Origin of the sequence: Pseudomonas glycinae, from assembly GCF_001594225.2 — a bacterium.
In the GTDB taxonomy this organism is placed as follows: Bacteria; Pseudomonadota; Gammaproteobacteria; order Pseudomonadales; family Pseudomonadaceae; genus Aquipseudomonas; species Aquipseudomonas glycinae.
Genome location: NZ_CP014205.2, coordinates 103,890 through 124,601 on the forward strand (window position 1 = coordinate 103,890; position 20,712 = coordinate 124,601).

The 20,712-nt window shown below is 61.2% G+C and carries 24 protein-coding genes; 9 read left to right on the forward strand and 15 right to left on the reverse strand.

All coding sequences use genetic code 11. From position 1 onward, the window contains the following. Nucleotides 1-5 precede the first annotated feature (5 nt). From cysB to AWU82_RS00480, 5 genes are all read right to left on the reverse strand, one after another. Nucleotides 6-980: an HTH-type transcriptional regulator CysB gene (gene cysB / locus AWU82_RS00460; RefSeq protein WP_003183769.1), complete on the reverse strand. Its 975-nt coding sequence runs from the start codon at nt 978-980 to the stop codon at nt 6-8. A gap of 113 nt (nt 981-1,093) precedes the next feature. Continuing rightward, nucleotides 1,094-1,597 (reverse strand): universal stress protein, encoded by a 504-nt coding sequence (locus AWU82_RS00465; RefSeq protein ID WP_007955683.1) that lies wholly within the window; start codon nt 1,595-1,597, stop codon nt 1,094-1,096. A gap of 98 nt (nt 1,598-1,695) precedes the next feature. Next, nucleotides 1,696-2,601 carry a 5'-nucleotidase gene (locus AWU82_RS00470; RefSeq protein WP_064383312.1) on the reverse strand — a complete coding sequence of 302 codons (906 nt, stop codon included), beginning with the start codon at nt 2,599-2,601 and terminating at the stop codon, nt 1,696-1,698. Nucleotides 2,602-2,624: 23 nt separating this feature from the next. Then, nucleotides 2,625-3,581, reverse strand: coding sequence for a putative 2-dehydropantoate 2-reductase (locus AWU82_RS00475; RefSeq protein WP_170928974.1), 957 nt, complete (start codon nt 3,579-3,581; stop codon nt 2,625-2,627). Next, nucleotides 3,578-3,964 (reverse strand): thioredoxin family protein, encoded by a 387-nt coding sequence (locus AWU82_RS00480; protein WP_064383315.1) that lies wholly within the window; start codon nt 3,962-3,964, stop codon nt 3,578-3,580. The genes AWU82_RS00475 and AWU82_RS00480 overlap by 4 nt, the downstream gene beginning before the upstream one ends. Between AWU82_RS00480 and AWU82_RS00485 the strand changes: the two genes are divergently transcribed. Both AWU82_RS00485 and AWU82_RS00490 read left to right on the forward strand, forming a co-directional pair. Next, complete coding sequence (locus AWU82_RS00485) at nt 3,963-4,406, forward strand: PilZ domain-containing protein (protein ID WP_011335308.1); 444 nt, start codon at nt 3,963-3,965, stop codon at nt 4,404-4,406. The two genes, AWU82_RS00480 and AWU82_RS00485, sit on opposite strands and share 2 nt — an antisense overlap. Before the next feature lie 130 nt (nt 4,407-4,536). Beyond that, on the forward strand, nt 4,537-5,613 hold the full coding sequence (locus AWU82_RS00490) for a 3-deoxy-7-phosphoheptulonate synthase (protein WP_007908583.1): 1,077 nt from the start codon (nt 4,537-4,539) through the stop codon (nt 5,611-5,613). Between the two features lie 68 nt (nt 5,614-5,681). On the opposite strand, the gene AWU82_RS00495 is transcribed toward AWU82_RS00490, so the two are convergent. Further along, nucleotides 5,682-5,963 carry a GNAT family N-acetyltransferase gene (locus AWU82_RS00495; RefSeq protein ID WP_007955658.1) on the reverse strand — a complete coding sequence of 94 codons (282 nt, stop codon included), beginning with the start codon at nt 5,961-5,963 and terminating at the stop codon, nt 5,682-5,684. Nucleotides 5,964-6,599: 636 nt separating this feature from the next. On the opposite strand from AWU82_RS00495, the gene oprI reads away from it, so the two are divergent. After that, nucleotides 6,600-6,851 carry an outer membrane lipoprotein OprI gene (oprI, locus tag AWU82_RS00500; protein ID WP_011335311.1) on the forward strand — a complete coding sequence of 84 codons (252 nt, stop codon included), beginning with the start codon at nt 6,600-6,602 and terminating at the stop codon, nt 6,849-6,851. 124 nt (nt 6,852-6,975) lie between these two features. Here the strand turns inward: oprI and AWU82_RS00505 are convergent, their stop codons facing one another. From AWU82_RS00505 to AWU82_RS00515, 3 genes are all read right to left on the reverse strand, one after another. After that, nucleotides 6,976-7,947, reverse strand: a complete 972-nt coding sequence (locus AWU82_RS00505) for a L,D-transpeptidase family protein (RefSeq protein ID WP_064383316.1) — start codon at nt 7,945-7,947, stop codon at nt 6,976-6,978. Nucleotides 7,948-8,096: 149 nt separating this feature from the next. Continuing rightward, complete coding sequence (locus AWU82_RS00510) at nt 8,097-8,390, reverse strand: hypothetical protein (protein ID WP_003226812.1); 294 nt, start codon at nt 8,388-8,390, stop codon at nt 8,097-8,099. A gap of 57 nt (nt 8,391-8,447) precedes the next feature. After that, complete coding sequence (locus tag AWU82_RS00515) at nt 8,448-9,053, reverse strand: arylesterase (protein WP_011335313.1); 606 nt, start codon at nt 9,051-9,053, stop codon at nt 8,448-8,450. Between the two features lie 10 nt (nt 9,054-9,063). Between AWU82_RS00515 and AWU82_RS00520 the strand changes: the two genes are divergently transcribed. Genes AWU82_RS00520 through greB form a run of 3 tightly spaced genes read left to right on the forward strand, consistent with a single transcriptional unit; the run spans nt 9,064 to nt 12,783 of the window. Continuing rightward, the gene (locus tag AWU82_RS00520) at nt 9,064-9,747 is read left to right on the forward strand and encodes an ABC transporter ATP-binding protein (protein WP_064383319.1); all 684 of its coding nucleotides are present in this window, start codon (nt 9,064-9,066) and stop codon (nt 9,745-9,747) included. Continuing rightward, nucleotides 9,747-12,251, forward strand: coding sequence for an ABC transporter permease (locus AWU82_RS00525; protein WP_064383322.1), 2,505 nt, complete (start codon nt 9,747-9,749; stop codon nt 12,249-12,251). The genes AWU82_RS00520 and AWU82_RS00525 overlap by 1 nt, the downstream gene beginning before the upstream one ends. Nucleotides 12,252-12,285: 34 nt before the next feature. Next, a complete protein-coding gene (gene greB, locus AWU82_RS00530; protein WP_064383324.1) occupies nt 12,286-12,783 on the forward strand; it encodes a transcription elongation factor GreB in 498 nt (165 codons plus the stop codon). A gap of 3 nt (nt 12,784-12,786) precedes the next feature. On the opposite strand, the gene AWU82_RS00535 is transcribed toward greB, so the two are convergent. The 3 genes from AWU82_RS00535 to AWU82_RS00545 all read right to left on the reverse strand — a co-directional run bounded on the left by AWU82_RS00535 (nt 12,787) and on the right by AWU82_RS00545 (nt 15,309). Beyond that, the gene (locus tag AWU82_RS00535; RefSeq protein ID WP_064383326.1) at nt 12,787-13,095 is read right to left on the reverse strand and encodes a hypothetical protein; all 309 of its coding nucleotides are present in this window, start codon (nt 13,093-13,095) and stop codon (nt 12,787-12,789) included. A gap of 250 nt (nt 13,096-13,345) precedes the next feature. Further along, nucleotides 13,346-13,780, reverse strand: coding sequence for a DoxX family protein (locus tag AWU82_RS00540; RefSeq protein ID WP_007950955.1), 435 nt, complete (start codon nt 13,778-13,780; stop codon nt 13,346-13,348). A gap of 107 nt (nt 13,781-13,887) precedes the next feature. Next, nucleotides 13,888-15,309, reverse strand: a complete 1,422-nt coding sequence (locus AWU82_RS00545) for an MltF family protein (protein ID WP_064383327.1) — start codon at nt 15,307-15,309, stop codon at nt 13,888-13,890. Between the two features lie 236 nt (nt 15,310-15,545). Between AWU82_RS00545 and AWU82_RS00550 the strand changes: the two genes are divergently transcribed. From AWU82_RS00550 to AWU82_RS00560, 3 genes are all read left to right on the forward strand, one after another. Beyond that, complete coding sequence (locus AWU82_RS00550) at nt 15,546-16,352, forward strand: TatD family hydrolase (protein ID WP_064383329.1); 807 nt, start codon at nt 15,546-15,548, stop codon at nt 16,350-16,352. A gap of 108 nt (nt 16,353-16,460) precedes the next feature. Beyond that, on the forward strand, nt 16,461-17,942 hold the full coding sequence (locus AWU82_RS00555; RefSeq protein WP_064383331.1) for a methyl-accepting chemotaxis protein: 1,482 nt from the start codon (nt 16,461-16,463) through the stop codon (nt 17,940-17,942). A 217-nt stretch (nt 17,943-18,159) separates the two neighbouring features. Continuing rightward, nucleotides 18,160-18,525, forward strand: coding sequence for an Mpo1-like protein (locus AWU82_RS00560; protein WP_007950951.1), 366 nt, complete (start codon nt 18,160-18,162; stop codon nt 18,523-18,525). Between the two features lies 1 nt (nt 18,526). Here the strand turns inward: AWU82_RS00560 and AWU82_RS00565 are convergent, their stop codons facing one another. The 3 genes from AWU82_RS00565 to AWU82_RS00575 form a co-directional block, all read right to left on the reverse strand. Beyond that, the gene (locus AWU82_RS00565) at nt 18,527-19,321 is read right to left on the reverse strand and encodes an acyl-CoA thioesterase (RefSeq protein ID WP_064383333.1); all 795 of its coding nucleotides are present in this window, start codon (nt 19,319-19,321) and stop codon (nt 18,527-18,529) included. Between the two features lie 121 nt (nt 19,322-19,442). Then, the gene (locus tag AWU82_RS00570; protein ID WP_064383335.1) at nt 19,443-20,210 is read right to left on the reverse strand and encodes a CHAD domain-containing protein; all 768 of its coding nucleotides are present in this window, start codon (nt 20,208-20,210) and stop codon (nt 19,443-19,445) included. Nucleotides 20,211-20,287: 77 nt separating this feature from the next. After that, nucleotides 20,288-20,566, reverse strand: coding sequence for a hypothetical protein (locus tag AWU82_RS00575; protein WP_011335323.1), 279 nt, complete (start codon nt 20,564-20,566; stop codon nt 20,288-20,290). Nucleotides 20,567-20,712 lie beyond the last annotated feature (146 nt).

Genomic DNA, 20,712 nt, shown 5'->3' on the forward strand with positions numbered 1-20,712 from the left:
GGGACTTAATGGACGGGGAGTTCGACACCATCGAACAGCTCTTCCAGTTCCTGCTTGTTGTGGCACTGAATGGCCTTGGCCATGACTTCGCGGGTCAGGTGCGGCGCAAACTTCTCGATGAAGTCGCACATGAAGCCGCGCAGGAAGGTGCCGCGACGGAAACCGATCTTGGTCACGCTGGACTCGAACAGTTCGCTGGCATCGAGCACCACCAGGTCGTTATCCAGTTTGGTGTCGACCGCCATTTTCGCCACGATGCCAACACCCAGGCCCAGGCGCACGTAGGTTTTGATCACGTCGGCATCGGCAGCGGTGAACACCACTTTCGGCGTCAGGCCGCGGTGGCTGAAGGCTTCGTCGAGTTTCGAACGACCGGTGAAACCGAACACGTAAGTCACGATCGGGTATTCGGCCAGTGCTTCGAGAGTCAGCTTCGGCAGCTTGGTCAGCGGGTGGCCCTGAGGCACGACCACGCAGCGGTTCCAGCGGTAGCACGGCATCATCACCAGATCGCCGAACAGCTCCAGCGCTTCGGTGGCGATGGCGAAATCGACGGTGCCGTCAGCGGCCATTTCGGCGATCTGCATCGGCGAGCCCTGGTGCATGTGCAGCGCCACGTCCGGGTATTGCTTGATGAAATTGCTGATCACCGGCGGTAGTGCATAACGTGCCTGGGTGTGGGTGGTGGCGATCGACAGGGTACCTTTCTTCTCATTGGAGAATTCCTGGGCGATCTGCTTGATGCTTTCGACCTTGCGCAGAATCTCACCGGCAGTGGTGATGATGCGCTCGCCGGCTGGAGTGACGCGGGTCAGATGCTTGCCGCTGCGGGCGAACACTTCGACGCCCAGTTCGTCTTCCAGCAGACGGATTTGTTTACTGATGCCCGGTTGCGAGGTGTAGAGGCTTTGGGCTGTAGCGGAAACGTTGAGGTCGTGGTGCGCCACTTCCCAGATGTAGCGCAATTGTTGAAGCTTCATATGAATCCCTCAAAGCAGGTAGACGCCACGGGCATCAGCGACGGTATATAACTATATTAATGGTTTGAAGAATAAATCTAGAACTTTTTTATCAAAGTGCCATTATTCCTGCTTCAGCGATCCTCCCGACGCCGACGCTCCACCAGCGGCACCAGATAAACCGGTACCTTGGACAATTGCAGCAGCCGGGCTGCCGTTCGCCCCAAAGGCGTTTCCGCCCCGACCCCGTGGCTGTGACTTCCTACGATCAGCAAATCGACAGAGAGTTTCTGCACCTGATCGAGAATCACCTGTGACGGATCGCCCTGCAGCACCCGCACCGCGCGTATCCGTTGCAGGTCCTGCTCGCCCTCGTCCCCCAGCTCTTCACGAAAACTGTCGAGCACCCGCTGCTCGATATTGGCGATGACAGTTTTCAGACCCTGACTGTGAAATTCGTTCAACGCCTGTTCGTCGAGATAGCTCTGCAACACCGATTCGGCGAACAGCCCCATGGGTTCCACTGCGTGCACCACGTACAGGTCGGCATTGAACGTTCGCGCCATCGCCAGGGCATGCTGCATCACTAACGGTGCGTACAGACCCAGGTCAGTGGCGTACAGCATCGAACGAATCATATGACCTCCTCGCGTGCCAACATGGCGGAGATTTGATTCAGCTTAGCAGTGCCTTGGCGAGTACGACGTGCGACGCAACGTCTTGAACCACGTGGGCTTTAGACCGCCGGTTCGTTGCTGATGCCGTGGGGCACGTGACCGGTTGCCACAACCTCCCGGGCCAGCTCGCAGTGACCGGCCTGATCATCGAAAAACACATCGGCCGCAAAGGCTTCGAGGAACGCCGACTTGGTCAGGCCACCGAGAAACAGCGACTCGTCCAGACGAATGTCCCATTCGCGCAAGGTGCGGATCACCCGCTCGTGGGCCGGCGCCGAACGCGCGGTGACCAGGGCGGTGCGAATCGGGCACTCCTCATCGGAGAACTCGCGCTGCAACAGGTTGAGCGCCGCAAGAAAGCCCTTGAACGGTCCGCCGCGCAACGGTTCGCGAGCGGATTCACGCTCCTTGGCCTGGAAGGCTTCGAGGCCACCGGATTGATAGACGCGCTCCGACTCATCGGAAAACAGCACTGCGTCACCGTCGAAGGCAATACGCAATTCATCGCTGGCCGCGCGACTGGCGCCGCCGGACAGAATGGTCGCCGCCGCGAAACCGGCATCCAGCGCAGCGCGCACATCTTCGGCAGGGGTGGAGAGAAACAGGTCGCAACCAAAAGCCTTCAGGTACGGATAAGGACTGCGCCCGCCGACGAACGCCGCGCGGGAAATCGCCAGGCCGTAATGCCCAATGGAATTGAAAACGCGCAGGCCGGTATCAGCACTGTTGCGCGACACCAGAATCACCTCGACCCGGGCGCGGCCGAGGCGACTGTTCAGGTTGAGGAGTTTTTCCACCAGCGGGAAGGCATCACCCGGCGCGAGGATTTCGTCTTCGTGTTCGATCTGATATTGGCGATAGGCTTCCACGCCACTCGACAGGTAGACCTTGTGACTCTCGCTCAGGTCGAACAGGGCACGGGACGAGATCGCCAGCACCAGTTTGTCATCGATGTTCTTGGCCATGCCTTTCCCCCAGTGCGACCGGTTTAAACGTTGCGCCGGTCGATAAAGCTCAATGTGCGATACAACGATTCGATTCGCGGCAACTCGCAGCCTGCCGCTTTCGCCGCCGCCAAAGGACGAGCGTAGATCGCCTCCAGCTCCAGCGGTCGCTTGTGCAGAAAGTCGTGGTACATGCTCGGCCAATAATCGGGCATTTTCTCGGTCATCATGAACAGGTATTCGGCGTAACCGGGTGGCATGTCGTGGCCGCAGGCCTTGGCGCCCTGCACCACTTCAGCCATCAGCGCCTGAATCAATGCGCGGCTGTCCGTGTCGGCCATCAACGGCGTGGTGCCGGCGCCGAGCAACACCGAAAGGCCGTTGTAGGGAATGTTCCACACCAGTTTCTGCCAGCGCGCCTGATGCAGGTTCGGCATCGCCTGGGAATCAAGACCGGCGGCGCGGAACAGGCTGGCGCCCTCTTCGACGATTGCCATGCGCGCCGCGTCATCCGCTGCCGGGCCGCTGTGATAGCCGACGTTCACTGCGCCCAGCGCCTGGTGGGTGATCTGGCCCGGCCGCTCGCGATGAACGCAAATCAGGCACAAGCCGCCCAGCAAATGCAGGGAATCGGGCAGCAACGCACGCAAACTGTCTTCGACGTCGAGGCCGTTTTGCAGCACCAGCACTTTCGCATCGGGCTTCGCCGCCTGAATGATCGACGGCGCCAGCCCGGCATTGCTGGTGGTCTTGGCGCCGACCAGCAGCCAGTCGCATGGCGGCATGTCTTCCGCTGACGAATAGGCCTGCACCGGGTTCAGCGCCAATGCGCCATGCACAGCACTGTCCACTTGCAAGCCGCGCTCGGCGACTGCGGAAAATTCGCTGCGCAACAGAAAATGCACATCGAACCCGGCCCGGGCCAGCATCACCCCGTAGAACCCTCCGATGGCGCCGGTGCCAATGATCCCCACCACCGGTTTTTTCACTGCTCCCATCACGGCAACTCCTCTGCAATTCGACCCAGCGCCTGCGTCACGGCTGCATTCAGCTCATCGACATTCAGGCGCGTGTGCACAGCCCCAAAGAACTCGCCGTCACGCACCACAAACAGCGCCGGCAAATGAAAGATCTGATAACGCTCGACCAGTCCACCGTTGTCACCGGCATCGATCCAGCACACGCGATCGACAGCCAGATCGAAACCCGGCAACACCTCACGGGCATAGCGGCAACTGGCGCAGCCGACGCTGGTAAAAACCACCAGCGAAACACCGCTCATCGCCAGCAGCCGTTGGTCGGCGTCGAAATCGGTCAGCTGCGATTCGACCACTATACTGGGGGAAACAATGTCAAATGGCCGACACAGGGAGTCTGTGCTCATGGGACGGTTTATTCCTCATCCGGATGATGTGCCCGTTGAATTGACCTTGCTCACACCGGAGTGTATTTCGCGTCAACGGCTGCACACTATCAGCCTCGGCGGCATCGCTTGCAATTACCACCGCGCCTGGCGCCATGGAACCGCCTTGCAGGTTCGTATGCCGACCCTCAATGCCGACATCTGTTATCCGGGCTACGTGGCCTGGTGCCTGCGACGTAAAAAAGGTTATCTGGTGGGCATCGCCTTCACCGACGAACAGACGCTGTTCAGCGCGCGAATGGGTGAGCAGGTGTGTCAGATCGAACGCTATTGCCGACTCAACGACGCCCACGATGACCTCCAGGATATTCAGGCCCTGGCCCTGCAATGGGTCGAACAACACGCCGACGAGTTCTCCCACGACACCGTTCGCAAGGCTTTTGCGCAACCTGTGCTGGACTGAACAGCGACTTGCCCATTGTCTAGCAGGCGTCTAACGCGATAAGGTTCGGCTCCCCGACGCGCTTAAATCCGCTGTGCTCCGCCGCGCGGGGATCGCTGGCGGCCGGCACCCGTGACCTGACGAGTAAACGATGGCTGATTTACCGATCAACGACCTGAACGTCGCTTCCAACGAGACCCTGATCACTCCCGATCAGCTCAAGCGTGATATCCCTCTGAGCGACGCGGCCCTGCGCACCGTCACCAAGGGTCGCGAGGTCATCCGCAACATTCTCGATGGCACCGACCATCGTCTGTTCGTGGTGATCGGCCCCTGCTCGATCCACGACATCAAGGCTGCCCATGAATATGCCGATCGCCTGAAGGTGCTGGCGGCAGAAGTCTCGGACACCCTGTATCTGGTCATGCGCGTGTATTTCGAAAAGCCACGGACCACCGTCGGCTGGAAAGGCCTGATCAACGACCCGTACCTGGATGACTCGTTCAAGATCCAGGACGGTCTGCACATCGGTCGCCAGTTGCTGCTGGACCTGGCCGAGAAAGGCTTGCCGACCGCCACCGAAGCCCTCGACCCGATCTCCCCGCAGTATCTGCAGGACCTGATCAGCTGGTCGGCCATCGGCGCACGGACCACCGAATCCCAGACCCACCGCGAGATGGCTTCCGGCCTGTCCTCGGCGGTCGGCTTCAAGAACGGCACCGACGGCGGCCTGACCGTGGCGATCAACGCCTTGCAGTCGGTTTCCAGCCCGCACCGTTTCCTGGGCATCAACCAGGAAGGGGGCGTTTCGATCGTCACCACCAAGGGCAACGCCTACGGCCACGTGGTGCTGCGCGGCGGCAACGGCAAGCCGAACTACGATTCGGTGAGCGTCGCCTTGTGTGAGCAGGCGCTGAACAAGGCGAAGATCAAGCCGAACATCATGGTCGATTGCAGCCACGCCAACTCCAACAAGGATCCGGCCCTGCAACCGCTGGTGATGGAGAACGTTGCCAACCAGATCCTCGAAGGCAACCAGTCGATTATCGGCCTGATGGTCGAAAGTCACCTGAACTGGGGCTGCCAGGCCATCCCGAAAGACCTCGCCGACCTGCAATACGGCGTGTCGATCACCGATGCCTGCATCGACTGGTCCGCTACCGAAAACACCTTGCGCAGCATGCACGCCAAGCTCAAGGATGTTCTGCCGAAACGTCAGCGCAGTTGACAGCCGTTTCGCAGGCACAAAAAAACGCCGGGCATTGCCCGGCGTTTTTGTGTGTGCGGTGAGGTCAGTCAGATCTTGGCGGTGCGCCGCTGATGACGCTCCATGTAGCGCTCCACGTAGGAGCACGATGGAATGACCGTGTAGCCCATTTCGTCAGCGTACTGCAACGCCCGTTCGGTCAGGGCTGCCGCGATGCCTCGGCCACGCAAGGCGTTGGGCACGAAGGTGCGATAGATATCCAGGGTCTGTTTCCCCAGATCCATATAGGTCAGGTAGGCACGATGACCGTCCACATTGGTCTCGAACTGATGACCAGCCTGGTCATGGTGGATGGACAACGCCTCGCTCATCACTACTCCTCGCGGGTCTCGAATTCTGACCCCTACCTTACCGATGTTTTCCCGGCGAAGGAACATCTACGCCACCCCGTGCCTGATGGACACCGAGAAGAACTGCACCGATCTCGCGCAACCCGAGCACGTATCAAATAGTAGGCACCATTGGCGAAAATGCTCAAGGTACGCTCGTCTTCATGCGGATTGAGAGGCAATTCCAGTGGACTCAGGGCCGGTTCGGGAGACGATCTTCCCGAGCCGGAAGGCTGAACATCGCCGGATGTTGAGACTTAAGACGAGCCCCCTGTTTTAAAGTCACCTCAACATGGACAAAGATATGCGAGGCACTGCGCAGATTCGCAACAAAAGTGTGGACGAATCCATATAGACAGACTTCGGCCACTACCTGCGAAACAGCGCACAGCAACGGGAACTTTTTCTCATTAACTCGCTCATCTCGGGGCTTACAGCTGGATATTTTTTATACAGCCCAGTTAAAAGTTGCTCGAAAAAGAATCAACGCCTACAATTTTTTTTGCTTCTTGCCTTACGTCAGTTTACTTACTACAAGTAATGGGTAGTATGTACGCCGGCTATTTCCTCAATCGGAGGAGACAGCCACTTAATTGAAAGTCCTTGAAGGGGAACACGATGAACAACGTTCTGAAATTCTCTGCTCTGGCTCTGGCCGCAGTTCTGGCTACCGGTTGCAGCAGCGCATCGAAAGAAACCGAAGCACGTCTGACCGCTACTGAAGACGCAGCTGCTCGCGCCCAGGCTCGTGCAGACGAAGCTTACCGTAAAGCTGATGAAGCTCTGGCTGCTGCTCAAAAAGCACAACAGACTGCTGACGAAGCTAACGAGCGTGCTCTGCGCATGCTGGAAAAAGCTAGCCGCAAGTAATAGTCCTTCGGGATTGTTATCAAGCCGACCCGTTTTTTCGGGTCGGCTTTTTTGTGCCTGCAGTTTTCTGCGGGCAATAAAAAACCCGCCACGGCGCAAGCCTCGGCGGGTTTTGTCTTTCAGCTTATTGCTGCAGGTCGATCGGTGCGCTGGAGACCATCGGTGCCGAAGTATTCGGCGTGCCGATTTCGGTTGGCAGGCCATCTTCGGCCGCCACCACATCACGCACCACATCCCAGTTCATACGCAGGTTGTTGGTGATGTCTTCACGCTTGAGCATCGCGTTGATCACGGCGGTGTGCTTGTCGACCACCGACGGGTTGCCCTTGTCATCGATCGGCGTGTGCGCCTCCAGGTAGATCTTGCCGCCACTGCGACCGAACTTGTAGGCGTCGTTGAGAATCCGTACCGAAGTCCCCACCGGAACCATGCTGGCCATTTCCAGCACGTTGTTGTTGAACATGCGGAAGCAACCGTGACTGGTGCGCATGCCGATACCGAACTTCTTGTTCGAGCCGTGGATCAGGTAGCCCGGCGTGCCCAGGGTGAACTTGAACGGCCCCAGCGGGTTGTCCGGACCGGCCGGCACCACGTTCGGCAGCGGATCGCCATCGGCAGCGTGTTCAGCCTTGATCGAAGCTGGCGGCGTCCAGGTAGGATTCGGCGTCTTCGCGGTGATCGTGGTGTGGGCGATCGGCGAGCCCCAGCCTTCGCGACCGATACCCAGCGGGAAGGTGTACACCACGTTCCGGCCTTTCGGGTAGTAGTAGAGGCGATATTCAGCCAGGTTGATCACGATGCCTTCACGCGGGCCCGGCGGCAGAATGAAGCGGGTCGGCAGAACGATTTCGGTGCCGGCGCCCGGCAACCAGGCATCGACGCCCGGGTTGGCCGCGACCATTTCCGAATAACCCAGATCGTAGGTGGTGCCCAGATCGGCAAAGGTATCTTCGTACTTGGCCTTGATCACTTGCACCTGGCCGATGATGTCCTCACCCGGCGGAGGCAGGGGAAACTCCAGTGCGGCAACGGGACCGGCCACACAGAGGGCGGCAAGAGACAGGCAGCGGGTGACGGCAGGAAAACGCGGCAACATCCGGAGAATCCTTCGCAAGATCGACAAGGTCATAAGAACGCGATTGTACACCGCGCCCATGGAATTCGGGGAGATGCGCCGATGGGCTGGCAGAACTCTTCATGATTGAAGCGCCGCAGGCTACGACTGCGATCGGAAGATACTGGCGCTCAAAGCTCGAAACGCAACTCGGGCCAGATCGGCGAGGTGCCACGTTTCTGCGATTCGAGGATCGCCCGGCACAGCGAACACAGGCGCTGGTCCTGAAACACCCGGCGATCGACGCTTGACCAGCGCGGTTGCGCCGGCAGCAGACTGCCGCACAAGGTTCGATCCGCCGAACCACCGAGTTCCAGCTGACGGGTCACCAGATGCACCCGCACTTCCTGGCAGGCGAACAGATCCAGCTGTTCGTCAGGCTCGATCAGTTGGTAGGCGAACAAGGACCAGGCAGGACGCGGCATCGGGGGCTCCAAATAAGGGGGCGCCACATTAGCCGAAAGCCTGCCGCTAGAAAAGCCTCATAACAGCGGTTTTAGCGTCGGCCAGACATTTTCCAGCAACTTGCCCTGAGCCCCGGCCGCCGGGTGCAGACCGTCGGCCTGCATCAAGTCCGGATGCCCGCCCACGCCGTCGAGGAAAAACGGCACCAACGGGATTTTTTTCTCCTCGGCGAGCTTGCCGTAGACCTCGGCGAAGGCATCGGTGTAGCGCTTGCCGTAATTGGGTGGTAACTGCATGCCGAGCAGCAGCACCTTGGCACCGCTTTGACGGGAGCTGTCGATCATCGAAGCAAGATTTTGTTGCAATTGCGTCGGCGGCATTCCGCGCAGGCCATCGTTGCCGCCCAATTCGAGGATCACCAGTTCCGGCTTGTGCTCTGCAAGCAGCGCCGGCAGCCGCGCCTGGCCCCCGGCACTGGTGTCACCGCTGATGGACGCATTGACCACTTTGTCGTCAAAACCTTCGCTCTTGAGCCGCTGTTCGAGCAACGACACCCACCCCAGCCGGGTATCCAGTCCGAAACCGGCGCTGATACTATCGCCAACGATCAGGACTGTACCCGCCGCTGCGTTCTGGGCCATGCACATCAAGGCCAGGCCAGCACTCAAAAACCACACACGCATCGGATTCTCCATGGGCGCAAGCATTCTCACCGCGAAGAACCTTAGCAAAGTGGTTCCCAGCGCGGAAGGTGAACTGACCATCCTGCACGAACTCAGCCTGGAACTGAACAAGGGCGACAGCCTGGCCATCGTCGGCGCGTCCGGTTCCGGCAAATCCACCCTGCTCGGCCTGCTCGCCGGCCTCGATCTGCCAAGCAGCGGCGAAGTGACGCTCGCCGGGCAAGGACTGAGCCATCTCGACGAAGACCAGCGCGCGCGCATTCGCGCCGAACACGTGGGTTTCGTCTTTCAATCTTTCCAGCTGCTCGACAGTCTCAACGCGCTGGAAAACGTCATGCTGCCGCTGGAGCTCGACGGCCGCAAAGACGCCCGAAGCCGCGCCACTGAGTTACTGCAACGGGTCGGCCTCGGCCAGCGCCTGACTCACTCGCCGCGCCAGCTCTCCGGCGGCGAACAACAGCGTGTCGCCATTGCCCGGGCCTTTGCTGCCGAGCCGGACGTGCTGTTCGCCGACGAACCCACCGGCAACCTCGACAGCCACACCGGCGAGCGCATCAGTGACTTGCTGTTCGAATTGAACAAGGAACGCGGCACCACCCTGGTGCTGGTGACCCACGACGAACGCCTGGCCCATCGTTGCCGGCGTCTGATCCGTCTTGAAGCCGGCCTGTTGGTCGCCCCTCTGGAGCCTTGATGGCACGTCTGCCGCTGTTGCGTCTGTTCAGTCTCGCCCTGCGCCAACTGATGCGCGATGCCCGCGCCGGTGAACTGCGGGTGCTGTTTTTCGCCTTGGTCGTGGCGGTCGCGGCGAGTACCGCGATCGGCTATTTCGGTGCCCGCCTCAACGGCGCGATGATGCTGCGTGCCACCGAGTTTTTAGGCGCCGACCTGTCGCTCGAAGGCAGCTCGCCGGCCCGCCCGGAACAGATCCGGAGCGGCACCGAGCTGCGTCTGGATCATGCGCAGGTGGTGGAGTTTTCCAGCGTCATCGCCACGGACAACGGCATTCAGCTCTCCAGCATCAAAGCGGTCGACCGCGCCTACCCGCTGCGCGGCGAACTGAAAAGCGCCCCCGCCCCCTACGCGACAGAGCAAACCGGTGGTGAGCCGCAGCCCGGTGAAGCCTGGGTCGAAGCACGCCTGCTGACGGCGCTGGACCTGAAGATCGGCGACAGCATCGACGTCGGCATGAAGACGTTGAAACTGACGCGAGTACTCACCTACGAGCCCGATCGCGCCGGTAATTTCTACAGCCTGACGCCACGGGTGCTGATCAACCTCGACGACCTCGCCGCCACCGGCGTGGTGCAACCCGGCAGCCGGGTGAGCTACCGCGAACTGTGGCGCGGCGAGCCGCAAGCGCTGGAAACCTATCGCCAACTGATCAAACCGGGCCTTGCCGCCAACCAGCGGATTCAGGATGCCCGCGACGGCAACCGGCAGATCGGCGGTGCACTGGGCAAGGCCGAACGCTATCTGAACATGGCCAGTCTGGTCGCCGTGCTTCTGGCCGGGGTGGCGGTGGCGTTGTCGGCCAACCGCTTCGCCAGCCGGCGTTTCGATGCCAGCGCACTGCTGCGCTGCCTGGGTTTGTCGCGCCGGGAGACCCTGGTGCTGTTCAGTCTGCAACTGACGGTGCTCGGCCTGCTCGCCAGCCTCAGCGGTGCCCTGCTCGGCTGGCTCGCGCAATTGGGATTGTTCGCGCTGCTGCATGATCTGCTGCCGACCGACGTACCGCCGGGTGGCTTGCTGCCGGCGCTGGCCGGAATCGGTACCGGGCTGGTGGCGCTGGCCGGTTTCGCCCTGCCACCGCTCGCCGCACTGGGCCGCGTGCCGCCGTTGCGGGTCTTGCGCCGGGACATGCTGCCGATTCCATCGAGTACCTGGATGGTCTATGGCGCAGCACTCGGTGCGCTTGGGCTGATCATGTGGCGCCTGAGTCTGGACCTGCTGCTGACGTTCGCCCTGCTCGGCGGCGGTGTGGTCGCCGCGCTGGTGCTCGGCGGCTTGCTGCTGTTGCTGCTGCAAAGCCTGCGTCGTCTGCTGGCGCGCGCGTCATTGCCCTGGCGTCTCGGGTTGGGTCAGTTGTTGCGTCATCCTTTGGCGGCCGCCGGCCAGTCATTGGCCTTCGGGCTGATTCTGCTGTCGATGGCGTTGATCGCCTTGCTGCGTGGCGAACTGCTCGACACCTGGCAAAACCAGCTGCCGAAAAACGCGCCGAACTACTTCGCCCTGAACATCCTGCCGGCCGACAAACAGGCCTTCACCGATCACCTGATCAATGTCTCGGCCCAGGCCGCGCCGTTGTATCCGGTGGTGCCGGGACGGCTGATCAGCATCAATGGCGAAGCGGTGCAGCAGATCGTCAGCAAGGACTCGGCCGGCGACCGCGCCATCCAGCGTGACCTGAGCCTGACATGGGCGGCCGACCTGCCGGCGGGCAACAAGATCACTGCCGGTTCGTGGTGGACCGGCCAACCTTCGGATGACATCCCGGGCGTTTCGGTGGAAGGCAAGGTGGCCGAGAGTCTCAAGCTCAAGCTGGGCGATCACATGATATTCAGCGTGGGCGGGGTCAATCGCGAAGCCAAGGTCACCAGCCTGCGGGAGATCAACTGGGACAACTTCCAGCCGAACTTCTTCATGATCTTCCAGCCCGGCACCCTGAAGGATCTGCCAGCCACCTACCTGACCAGTTTCTATCTGGCGCCCGGTCACGATCAGCAGATTGTCGAGCTGTCGCGAGCGTTCCCGGCGGTGACCATCCTGCAGGTCGAAGCCTTGCTCGAACAGCTGCGCAGCATCCTCGCCCAGGTCACCCTGGCGGTGGAGTATGTGTTGTTGTTTGTGTTGGCGGCGGGGATGGCGGTGCTGTTTTCCGGGTTGCAGGCCACGCTGGATGAACGCATTCGCCAGGGCGCGCTGTTGCGTGCGCTGGGGGCCGAGCGGCAGTTGCTGATCAAGGCACGACGGATCGAGTTCGGCTTGCTCGGCGCGGTCAGCGGATTGCTCGCGGCGATCGGTTCGGAAGTGGTGAGTCTGGTGCTGTATCGCTTCGCCTTCGACCTGCCATGGCACCCCCATCCGTGGTTGCTGCTGTTGCCGTTGATCGGCGCGGCGCTGATTGGTGGTGCCGGTGTGTTCGGCACGCGGCGTGCGCTCAACGCCAGCCCGCTGACAGTGTTGCGCGAGGGTTGATAGACTCCAGCCGTCTTGATCAAAAGAAGTTGCCATGAGCCGTTATCGTCCTCCCCGCACCGCCGGTACCGCGCTGATCACCCCCGAAGGTGAAGCGCGGATGCGTGCCGAACTTCATGAACTGTGGCATGTGCGCCGACCGCAGGTGACGCAATCGGTCAGCGAAGCGGCGGCTCAGGGTGATCGTTCGGAAAATGCCGAGTACACCTACGGCAAAAAGATGCTGCGCGAGATCGACAGCCGCGTGCGCTTTCTCACCAAACGCCTTGAGGCGTTGAAAGTGGTCAGCGAAAAACCCAGTGATCCGAACAAGGTCTATTTCGGCGCGTGGGTGACCATCGAAGACGAGGACGGCAAACAGTCGCGCTATCGCATCGTCGGCCCGGACGAACTGGACCTGAAACTCGGTCTGATCAGCATCGACTCGCCACTGGCCCGCGCCCTGATCGGCAAGGCGCTGGATGCTGAAGTGCGGGTACAGACGCCGACCGGCGAACAGTTCGTCTACATCGTGGCGATCGAGTATCCCTGACGCTCAGCGCCGGGTGATCAGGCCCTGACGTGCGACGCGGGTCAGTTGGCGAATCATTTCCGGCGCTTCCTCAGGGCTCGGAGCCTGAATCACCGCCAGATCGAAACTGTCATCGGCAAAACGCGCCAGCGACTCACCGTCTTCAACGAACTGGATCAGGAATGCGGCAGGACCGCCGCTGCGGCGTGGCCAGCCATCGAGATAACGCAACAGCGTCGGCTGATGTTTGCCGCCAAGCAGGATTTTTGGATTGCGCTGGGTGACGTGTGCCGTGATCGGCGCGGGACGTGCTGGAGGGCGTAGTGCATTCATCGTGTCGTGTCTCTGCCTCAAAAGTCTGCATGGCAGGTGAGAGGCAACACCGAACCAGCGCTTTAGCGGTATTTCGAAGCCCTGTTCCGGCTTCTGACGGCAACTGAAGAAGAGTCACCTGGCGCCCCGCAAGTAGCTGTTTAAATCGGCGCATGAGCGGCATCCTAGAGAACGTGACCGGCCAGTGTCAAGAATCGACCGCAACAAAAAAGGCCCGCACAATGCGGGCCTTTTGCTTGAGCCAGAGCCTTCAACCGGCGATGGCGCGATCCACCGAGAGCTTGCCGGCACCTTCGATCAGCACCGCGAGGCTGCCACCGAGCAGGGCCAGGGCGAACTCGTAACCGTTGTTGGCCATGAACAGACCGTTGCTGATGTGTACGGTGAAGATCGCCACCAGCGACAGGAAGGTCAGACCCAGTGCCGCCGGGCGAACCAGCAGGCCGATGATCAGTGCCAGACCGGCGAAGAACTCGGTACCGCCGGCCAGGGTGGCCATCAGGTAACCCGGGGTCAGGCCGATGCTTTCCATGTATTGCGCGGTGCCGGCCAGGCCATAGCCACCGAACAGGCCGAAAAGTTTCTGCGAGCCGTGGGCGGCGAAGATCACGCCGACGGCAATGCGCAGAATGGTCAGACCGTAGCCGGCGCGGGTGAACAGAACCTTGTTGATCAGAGAGCTCATGTTGCGTTTCCTTGTAATCAGAAGTGTTTGTTGGTCGGCCGCTATATTAATCAGTTATTTTCATGTTAAAAGCGCAGAAATTCCGCCATAACAATCAATTTACTTGATCATTTACGTGAGACAACTTTCTGCCCCCCGGGCTCCAACGACTCCCGCTCCCGGTCGAACGCCAAGTAATACTTGTTCACGCTATTAACATAGCTGACGGCGCCCATTCCCACCTGCTCCATGGCGATGCGCTCGACCTGAAAGAACCACTGGTTGGGATTCAGGCCGCGACGCCGCGCCTCGGCACGCATGCCCTGCACCCGCTCCGGGCCGATGTTGTAAGCGGCCAGGGTGAACGCCATGCGTTCACGCTCGTTGAGCTTGGGGCTGTTGAAGAACTTGCGGCGGATCATCGCCAGGTACTTGGCCCCGGCCTGCACATTCGCATCGAGATTCTGGATATTGTTGACGCCGACTCGCTGTGCCGCCGACGGGGTGATCTGCATCAGCCCGGTCGGGCCGCTGCCACTGCGCGCGCCGGGTTGCAGTGCTGACTCCTTGAACGCCAGCGCCGCCAGGTTGAGCCAGTCCATGTTTTGCGCTTCGGCGTGTTTCTGCAGGGTCGGGCGCAGTTTTTCCAGACGCTGACGGTCAGCCTTGGCCAACGGATAGTGCACTTGATAGAGACGGCGGTAGATCCGCAGAAACGCTGCATCTTCGTTCGACGGCTTTTTGTAGCCGATCAGGAAGCGGTCGATGCTGGCCCGCAACATCGACGCATCACGGCGCACGAACCAGTATTCCTCGCCCGGTTCGCTGATCATCACCTGACGGTCGAAACGCAGCTTGGGCAGGATCTTGCCCCACCGCTCGGCAATCGGTTGCTCGACGATGGTCAGGTGGAAGATCCCGCCCTGAACCATTTCCAGCACATCCTCGACCGCCAGCGTCGGATCGACCCATTCGATCTTGATCGGCGCCAGTTTGTGCAGCGCCAGTTTCTGGTTGAGCTGGCTGACCGCCTCCCCCGCCGCACTGCCGGTGGGCAATGCCAGGGTTTTGCCGGCCAGTTGCTCGACCTTGGTGTAGCGCTTTTCACCCTTGATGCCGACCAGCACCAGCGGCACGTTGCTGGCGATCGGCTCGCTGCTGGCAACCGCGTGGCCCGGTTGCAGCTCGAGCAGTTCGCCCGGCGCCACAAGATCGCCTTCGCCACGCTGCAGCGCGCCGAGCAATTGATCCTTGGCTTTGGGGATGATCTTGAGGGTGATTTCCTGGCCGTCGCGGGCGTGGCCATTGAGGTATTGCTCGAAGGCGCGCAGCCGGTGGTATTCGATGCCGATGGCCTGGCCCTGGACTTCGCCGGAGCTGTTGCGGCTCTGGTTGACCAGCACTCGCAGCACGCGGCTGCTGCGGATTTCGGTCAGGTCGCGAACCTTGGCCGCCGGCACGGCTTGCAGCGGTCCGGGCAGCCGCGCGACCGCCGTCATCGGCAGCAGCAGCGAACCACACAGCAGGAGCAAAACCGAGGGACGAACCATCCACTCTCCGGAAAGAATACGGGGCGTTTTCACCGCCGAGCGGTCGTAAAACACCGACAAAAACAGAGCGCCTGGAGCGCTGATAAAGTGCGAGAGACTGGCACAGTGATGGCAATTCTACCAACCCGGCCTGCCACGCGGCCTCAACAGACAGCCATAAGCCGTTGTAGTTCTTGGCTTTTCTTATAAATCTACAGCTCTGATATGCTTTCCGGCCTTCGGCCCGAGGTAGCACCATGCAACTCATCGATATCGGCGTCAACCTGACCAACCCCAGTTTCGCCGACAAACACCAGGCCGTGCTCGATCGCGCCTACGCTGCCGGGGTCTGCCAACTGGTGCTGACCGGCACCAGCGTCGAGGGCAGCGAACAGGCGCTGGAACTGTGCCAGCAACTGGATCCGGACGGCCAGCGACTGTTTGCCACCGCCGGCATTCACCCGCATTCGGCCAGTGACTGGAACGCCGACAGCGCGCGGCGTCTGCGCAGCCTGCTGCAGGAGTCGAACGTGGTGGCGGTGGGTGAATGCGGACTGGATTTCAACCGTGATTTTTCGCCGCGCCCGCAGCAGGAAAAAGTCCTCGAAGAGCATCTGGCGCTGGCTGCCGAACTGCAACTGCCGGTGTTCCTGCATGAACGTGATGCAAGCCAGCGCCTGCTGGAAATCCTCCGTGACTTCCGCGATCAGTTGCCGGCCGCCGTGGTGCATTGCTTTACCGGCGAACAGAAAGCGCTGTTCAGTTACCTCGACCTGGACCTGCACATCGGCATCACCGGCTGGATCTGCGACGAGCGTCGCGGCACCCATTTGCATCCGCTGGTGAAGGAGATCAAGCGCGGTCGCCTGATGCTCGAAAGCGATGCGCCGTATCTGCTGCCGCGCACACTGCGGCCAAAGCCGAAAAACGGGCGCAACGAACCGGCATATCTGACCGAAGTGCTGCGTGAAGTGGCGTTGCATCGAGGCGAGACCGAAGCAGACCTGGCCACCCACACAACCGCGTGCGCACGGGCGTTCTACGGTTTACCTGACCTGCCCTGAAAGAGGCAGATGCATCGGTTGTTGATGCACATCAAGAACCGGGCACCTGGGTAGCGGCACAATAATGGCACCTTGCCAAAACTGTTTCCGCTATCAGAGAAGACCTCCATGGGTGCCTGGCTTAGCAATATCTCGCTGAAATACAAATTCTGGGCGGTCAACGCGGTCGCCTTTGTCACCACCCTGTTGCTGGTGCTGTACGCCGTACAGCTCGAACAACAGGCCCGCAGCCACGCCGCGCAAACCGCGGCCCAGGCCCAGGCGCAATTGCTGAAAGCCTGGCCGGCCGGACAGGCGCTGCCCAAATCCGATCAGGTGCTGACTTTCAAACGCGGGGAAGCGCCGCGCCTCAACGATCAGCCGCTACTGGAGATTACCGACAGCAGCGGCTGGATCGAGATCAGTCACTTGCCGTTGTTCGGCGAAAATCCGCTGCTCGGCGCCGAAGTCTTCAGCCGTGCCGATGGCCAGCAGGTCGCCGTGATCGCCTACGCCCCCAGCCTCAGCCAGGTCTTCAGCGAGCGCTTCGCCAACTACGCGGTGGCGGTGTTCATCCTGATGCTGGCGATGCTTGGCGCTTCACAGTTGTTGATCCGTTTCCTGCTCAGCCAGCTCAACACGCTCAAGGACGTGATGCTGCATGTAGAGAAAACCGGCGACCTCGCCGCCCGGGTGCCGCTGGCCTGCAAGGATGAAGTCGGTCAGATGGCCAACGCGTTCAATGCGATGCAGGCCGGTTATCAGCGAGTGGTGACCACCGTGGCCAACACTGCCCGACAACTGGACGTCGGCGCGGCGCGACTGGCGTCGAGCATGAACGAAGTCCGTCACGGCATGCTCGGCCAGCAAAGTGAAACCGATCAGGCCGCCACGGCGATCAACGAAATGACCGCGACCGTCTACCACATCGCCCAGCACGCCGGCGCCACTCGCGATCTGTCGCAGACCGCCGATGGCCTGGCTGGCAGCGGCCAGCAAGTGGTGACCCGCGTCCAGCATTCGATTGCCGGCCTGTCCAGCGGCGTGCAGCAGACCGCCGAGATGATCCAGCGTCTGGCCGAGGACAGCCAGAAGATCAACGGCGTGGTCAGCGTGATCCACAGCATCGCCGAACAGACCAATTTGCTGGCACTCAATGCCGCGATCGAAGCGGCCCGTGCCGGGGAGATGGGTCGCGGGTTCGCGGTAGTCGCCGACGAGGTACGCAACCTCGCCAAACGTGTGCAGACCTCCACCGATGAAATCACCACCATGGTCTCGGCGTTGCAGGCTGGCACCCGTGATGCGGTGGACTTCATGCAGGAGAGTTCGTACAAGGCCGACGACTGCGTGCAGCAGGCGCAGGAGGCCGGTGAAGCGCTGGCGGAAATCACCGGAGCGGTAGCGCAAATGCGCGAGAGCAACACGCAAATTGCGGTGGCGGCAGAACAGCAAAGTCAGGTGGCCGAGGAGATGAACCGCGCGGTGGTGAGCATTCGCGACGTGACCGAAAACACCGTGCAACAGACCGTGGATTCGGCGACCACCAGTAACGAGTTAGCGACGCTGGCCGGGGAACTCAACAAGGCGATTGGGCAGTTGAAACTTTAAGGGGCCTCATCGCGGGTAAGCCCGCTCCCACAGTAGACTCAGCGGCGTTCACAATCCCGTGTGGGAGCGGGCTTGCCCGCGATGGCGTCAGCAGAAACAGCATCAAATAAGACCATTGTCCCTATCACTTCAATAGCCAACCTTGATTCGCCGCCCTCACGGCCCCGGCCTATTCTTCAACCATGTACCGAACGAACATGGATCGAGGAGCAGCAACATGGGCAAACGTCACCCCAACCTTCCCGCGTGGCAATGGCGCGCGTACCCGAACAACCATCAGCACCCGACCAATCTGGTGCTGCACCTGATTGCCGTGCCGCTGTTCATCGTCGCGTTTCTGTTGATCGTCTCGGGCGTGTTCAGCCTGAGTCTGGCCAGCGTGGCGATCGGCGTGATCGGCATCATCGCGGCGCTGGGTCTGCAGCGTCACGGCCACAGCCTGGAGGCGCAAGCCTCCGAGCCGTTCAGTGATCGCAAGGACGCCGTCTCGCGTCTGCTGGTCGAGCAGTTCCTGACGTTTCCGCGGTTCTTCCTCAGTGGCGGCTGGTTCCGCGCCTGGCGTGAACGCCATCGCCGCCATTGAGTCAGGCGAAGATCGTCACCGTCTGCCGACTCATGGCAATCAGTTCACCCTCGGCGCTCCACAGCTTGGCGGCGACATGGCCGTAACCGTCAGCCGCATACTCGATGTCCGCCAGGTATTGGCAGAAATCCAGCGTGCTCAAATCGCGTAACGGCTGAACGAATTCGATGGTCCAGGTCAGCGTGCTGCCCGGTGCCGGTTTCTTCAGATACGGCAACAGCGCGGGTGGCCAGGCATCGACCAGCGCCAGCAGGTGCGCTTCGTTGACCGGCTCTTCCTTCACATCCCCACGCAGGCGCACCCAGCCGCCCATCAGCCGCGATTGATTGCCGGTGAACGGCATCCCGCCAACGCTCCAGCGCATCGCCAGATGACGCATGAACTCGGGGGTTACGCCTTTGATGTACGGCAGTTCCTGGCAGTCGTCCCAGTGTTTCATCTCCGGCGCCGGATAGGCTTCCACCGCCACTTCCGACGGCCGCGAAGCCCCGAAGCTGCCTTGCACCATCGTCACCACCTGACCGTTCTGCACCGCGCGCCCCAGCACCTGGCTGACCGCTTTGCCTTCGCGCAGCACCTCGACTTGAAAGCTCACCGGCACTTCGGGCTCGACCGGGCCGACAAAGGTGATCGCCAGCGAACGCACCGGCCGGTCGGCCGGCACTTGGGTGCGCATCACTTCAAATTGCAGCGCAGCCACCAATCCGCCAAAACTGGCCCGGCCCTGCCCCCACTCCGCCGGAATCGTGACCTCCGGTTGACGACGGACAGCATCGATCAGATCGCAAAAGCGCATGGAAACCTCGGATACGAAAAAGGGAATGACCGGATCTTAACCAGCGCGGCAGAGCGGCGCAGCGTCCATTCCGGTCAAAGAGACTGACAGATAAGACAGCGCTGCTGCGCGCCAGCGGGTTTCAGGACTTGAAGCAGGCTGCGCTGAGTTTTTCCAGCACCCGGTCCGCCTTGCTTTCGGCCTGGATCATGGTCGCCTGCCAGGTGGCGACGCAGGGTTGCAGATCCGGTTCCTGTTCGGCGCGGGCCAGCCATTGCCAGCAATCGTGCCAGTCACCGAGGGCGCCTTGCGCGGATTTCAAACGGGGCAATGCAGCTTCCGGCAGACGATCGAGTTCTGGGTAGGCCTCGATGCCGTAACGCACGCGCTTGATCAGCAGGCGCAGGCGATGGCGGTCGTGGGCCGGGTCGTGCAGTGCCACGTCGAGGTTCTTCCATTGTTTGCCCAGACGTTTTTCGATGCGCTTGTCCAGGCGCTTGAGCAATCCCTGGCGCTGGGACGCACGCAGAAAACGCGGAAAGGCATCGAGGATCATCAGCAGCGACGCCACTTCGGCACTGGCCGCCAGTGTCGGATAAGCCTCGGCCATCTGCGCCATGCGCCGTTGCGCAGCTTCGGGCTGATCATGCTTGATCAACCACGCCGCCAGCACCTCGCGGTCGCGCCACGGCGTGGTCAGTTGTCCGACGCTGGCCGCCGCGCTTTCCAACTGTTCGACACCGGGCAAGCCGCGCAACGGTCGCAACAGACTGCGCAAGCGCCGCACGGTAGTGCGCAAGTCGTGCAGCGCTTCAGGGTCGGTCCGCGCGGTCAGACGCGCCTGACAGGCCAGCAGCCGCACTTCCAGGCTCAGGACATGGGCCACCAACCGGCCAACCAACGCAGACATCGCTTGCTCCAGAATTCAATGACTTTGCACGAGTGTGCGCCGGCGCAAGCGACCTGCCCTTGCGCCACGTCAGCAGCTTAGCGCCCGGCGCGGGATTCGCGAATGTAGAAACGCGCTTTTTCGGCTTTCCTGGTGCAGCCTTCGAATCCCTCGAATTGCTGCTGGGTCTTGGCGGCTGTCAGCAACGACAACGCCTTGGAGTAACTGACCGTACCGGCGAAACCCTCGGCCTTGGCCAGATCCAGTTCATGCCACGCCGCGTCGAGCTGACTGCCGCAGCTGTCGCGGTAAGCGGTCTTGCCGGCGCAACCGGCCAATGCCAGCGCCATCAACGGCACACAGATCCAGGCTTTCATCACTCACACCTCAAAGATAGGTCAACAGTCGTGCAGGTAAGACGGTGCGCCAGCGAAAAAGTGCCTTGTGCCCCGCCATTGCGCCGCACTGCAAAAGATAACGCCGACGGGTCATGAAGTATCGAAAAAACGACGCCATCGCCGCC

What these genes read in the sequence shown, in the direction of transcription:
- AWU82_RS00480 (WP_064383315.1), bottom strand. Translation starts at nt 3,964, where the DNA reads ATGAGCACAGACTCCCTGTGTCGGCCATTTGACATTGTTTCCCCCAGT.
- AWU82_RS00525 (WP_064383322.1), top strand. Translation starts at nt 9,747, where the DNA reads ATGGCACGTCTGCCGCTGTTGCGTCTGTTCAGTCTCGCCCTGCGCCAA.
- AWU82_RS00570 (WP_064383335.1), bottom strand. Translation starts at nt 20,210, where the DNA reads ATGTCTGCGTTGGTTGGCCGGTTGGTGGCCCATGTCCTGAGCCTGGAA.
- AWU82_RS00490 (WP_007908583.1), top strand. Translation starts at nt 4,537, where the DNA reads ATGGCTGATTTACCGATCAACGACCTGAACGTCGCTTCCAACGAGACC.
- AWU82_RS00495 (WP_007955658.1), bottom strand. Translation starts at nt 5,963, where the DNA reads ATGAGCGAGGCGTTGTCCATCCACCATGACCAGGCTGGTCATCAGTTC.
- AWU82_RS00550 (WP_064383329.1), top strand. Translation starts at nt 15,546, where the DNA reads ATGCAACTCATCGATATCGGCGTCAACCTGACCAACCCCAGTTTCGCC.
- AWU82_RS00545 (WP_064383327.1), bottom strand. Translation starts at nt 15,309, where the DNA reads ATGGTTCGTCCCTCGGTTTTGCTCCTGCTGTGTGGTTCGCTGCTGCTG.
- cysB (WP_003183769.1), bottom strand. Translation starts at nt 980, where the DNA reads ATGAAGCTTCAACAATTGCGCTACATCTGGGAAGTGGCGCACCACGAC.
- AWU82_RS00515 (WP_011335313.1), bottom strand. Translation starts at nt 9,053, where the DNA reads ATGCGTGTGTGGTTTTTGAGTGCTGGCCTGGCCTTGATGTGCATGGCC.
- AWU82_RS00555 (WP_064383331.1), top strand. Translation starts at nt 16,461, where the DNA reads ATGGGTGCCTGGCTTAGCAATATCTCGCTGAAATACAAATTCTGGGCG.
- AWU82_RS00520 (WP_064383319.1), top strand. Translation starts at nt 9,064, where the DNA reads ATGGGCGCAAGCATTCTCACCGCGAAGAACCTTAGCAAAGTGGTTCCC.
- AWU82_RS00470 (WP_064383312.1), bottom strand. Translation starts at nt 2,601, where the DNA reads ATGGCCAAGAACATCGATGACAAACTGGTGCTGGCGATCTCGTCCCGT.
- AWU82_RS00575 (WP_011335323.1), bottom strand. Translation starts at nt 20,566, where the DNA reads ATGAAAGCCTGGATCTGTGTGCCGTTGATGGCGCTGGCATTGGCCGGT.
- AWU82_RS00535 (WP_064383326.1), bottom strand. Translation starts at nt 13,095, where the DNA reads ATGAATGCACTACGCCCTCCAGCACGTCCCGCGCCGATCACGGCACAC.
- AWU82_RS00560 (WP_007950951.1), top strand. Translation starts at nt 18,160, where the DNA reads ATGGGCAAACGTCACCCCAACCTTCCCGCGTGGCAATGGCGCGCGTAC.
- oprI (WP_011335311.1), top strand. Translation starts at nt 6,600, where the DNA reads ATGAACAACGTTCTGAAATTCTCTGCTCTGGCTCTGGCCGCAGTTCTG.
- AWU82_RS00565 (WP_064383333.1), bottom strand. Translation starts at nt 19,321, where the DNA reads ATGCGCTTTTGCGATCTGATCGATGCTGTCCGTCGTCAACCGGAGGTC.
- AWU82_RS00510 (WP_003226812.1), bottom strand. Translation starts at nt 8,390, where the DNA reads ATGCCGCGTCCTGCCTGGTCCTTGTTCGCCTACCAACTGATCGAGCCT.
- AWU82_RS00465 (WP_007955683.1), bottom strand. Translation starts at nt 1,597, where the DNA reads ATGATTCGTTCGATGCTGTACGCCACTGACCTGGGTCTGTACGCACCG.
- greB (WP_064383324.1), top strand. Translation starts at nt 12,286, where the DNA reads ATGAGCCGTTATCGTCCTCCCCGCACCGCCGGTACCGCGCTGATCACC.
- AWU82_RS00485 (WP_011335308.1), top strand. Translation starts at nt 3,963, where the DNA reads ATGGGACGGTTTATTCCTCATCCGGATGATGTGCCCGTTGAATTGACC.
- AWU82_RS00505 (WP_064383316.1), bottom strand. Translation starts at nt 7,947, where the DNA reads ATGTTGCCGCGTTTTCCTGCCGTCACCCGCTGCCTGTCTCTTGCCGCC.
- AWU82_RS00540 (WP_007950955.1), bottom strand. Translation starts at nt 13,780, where the DNA reads ATGAGCTCTCTGATCAACAAGGTTCTGTTCACCCGCGCCGGCTACGGT.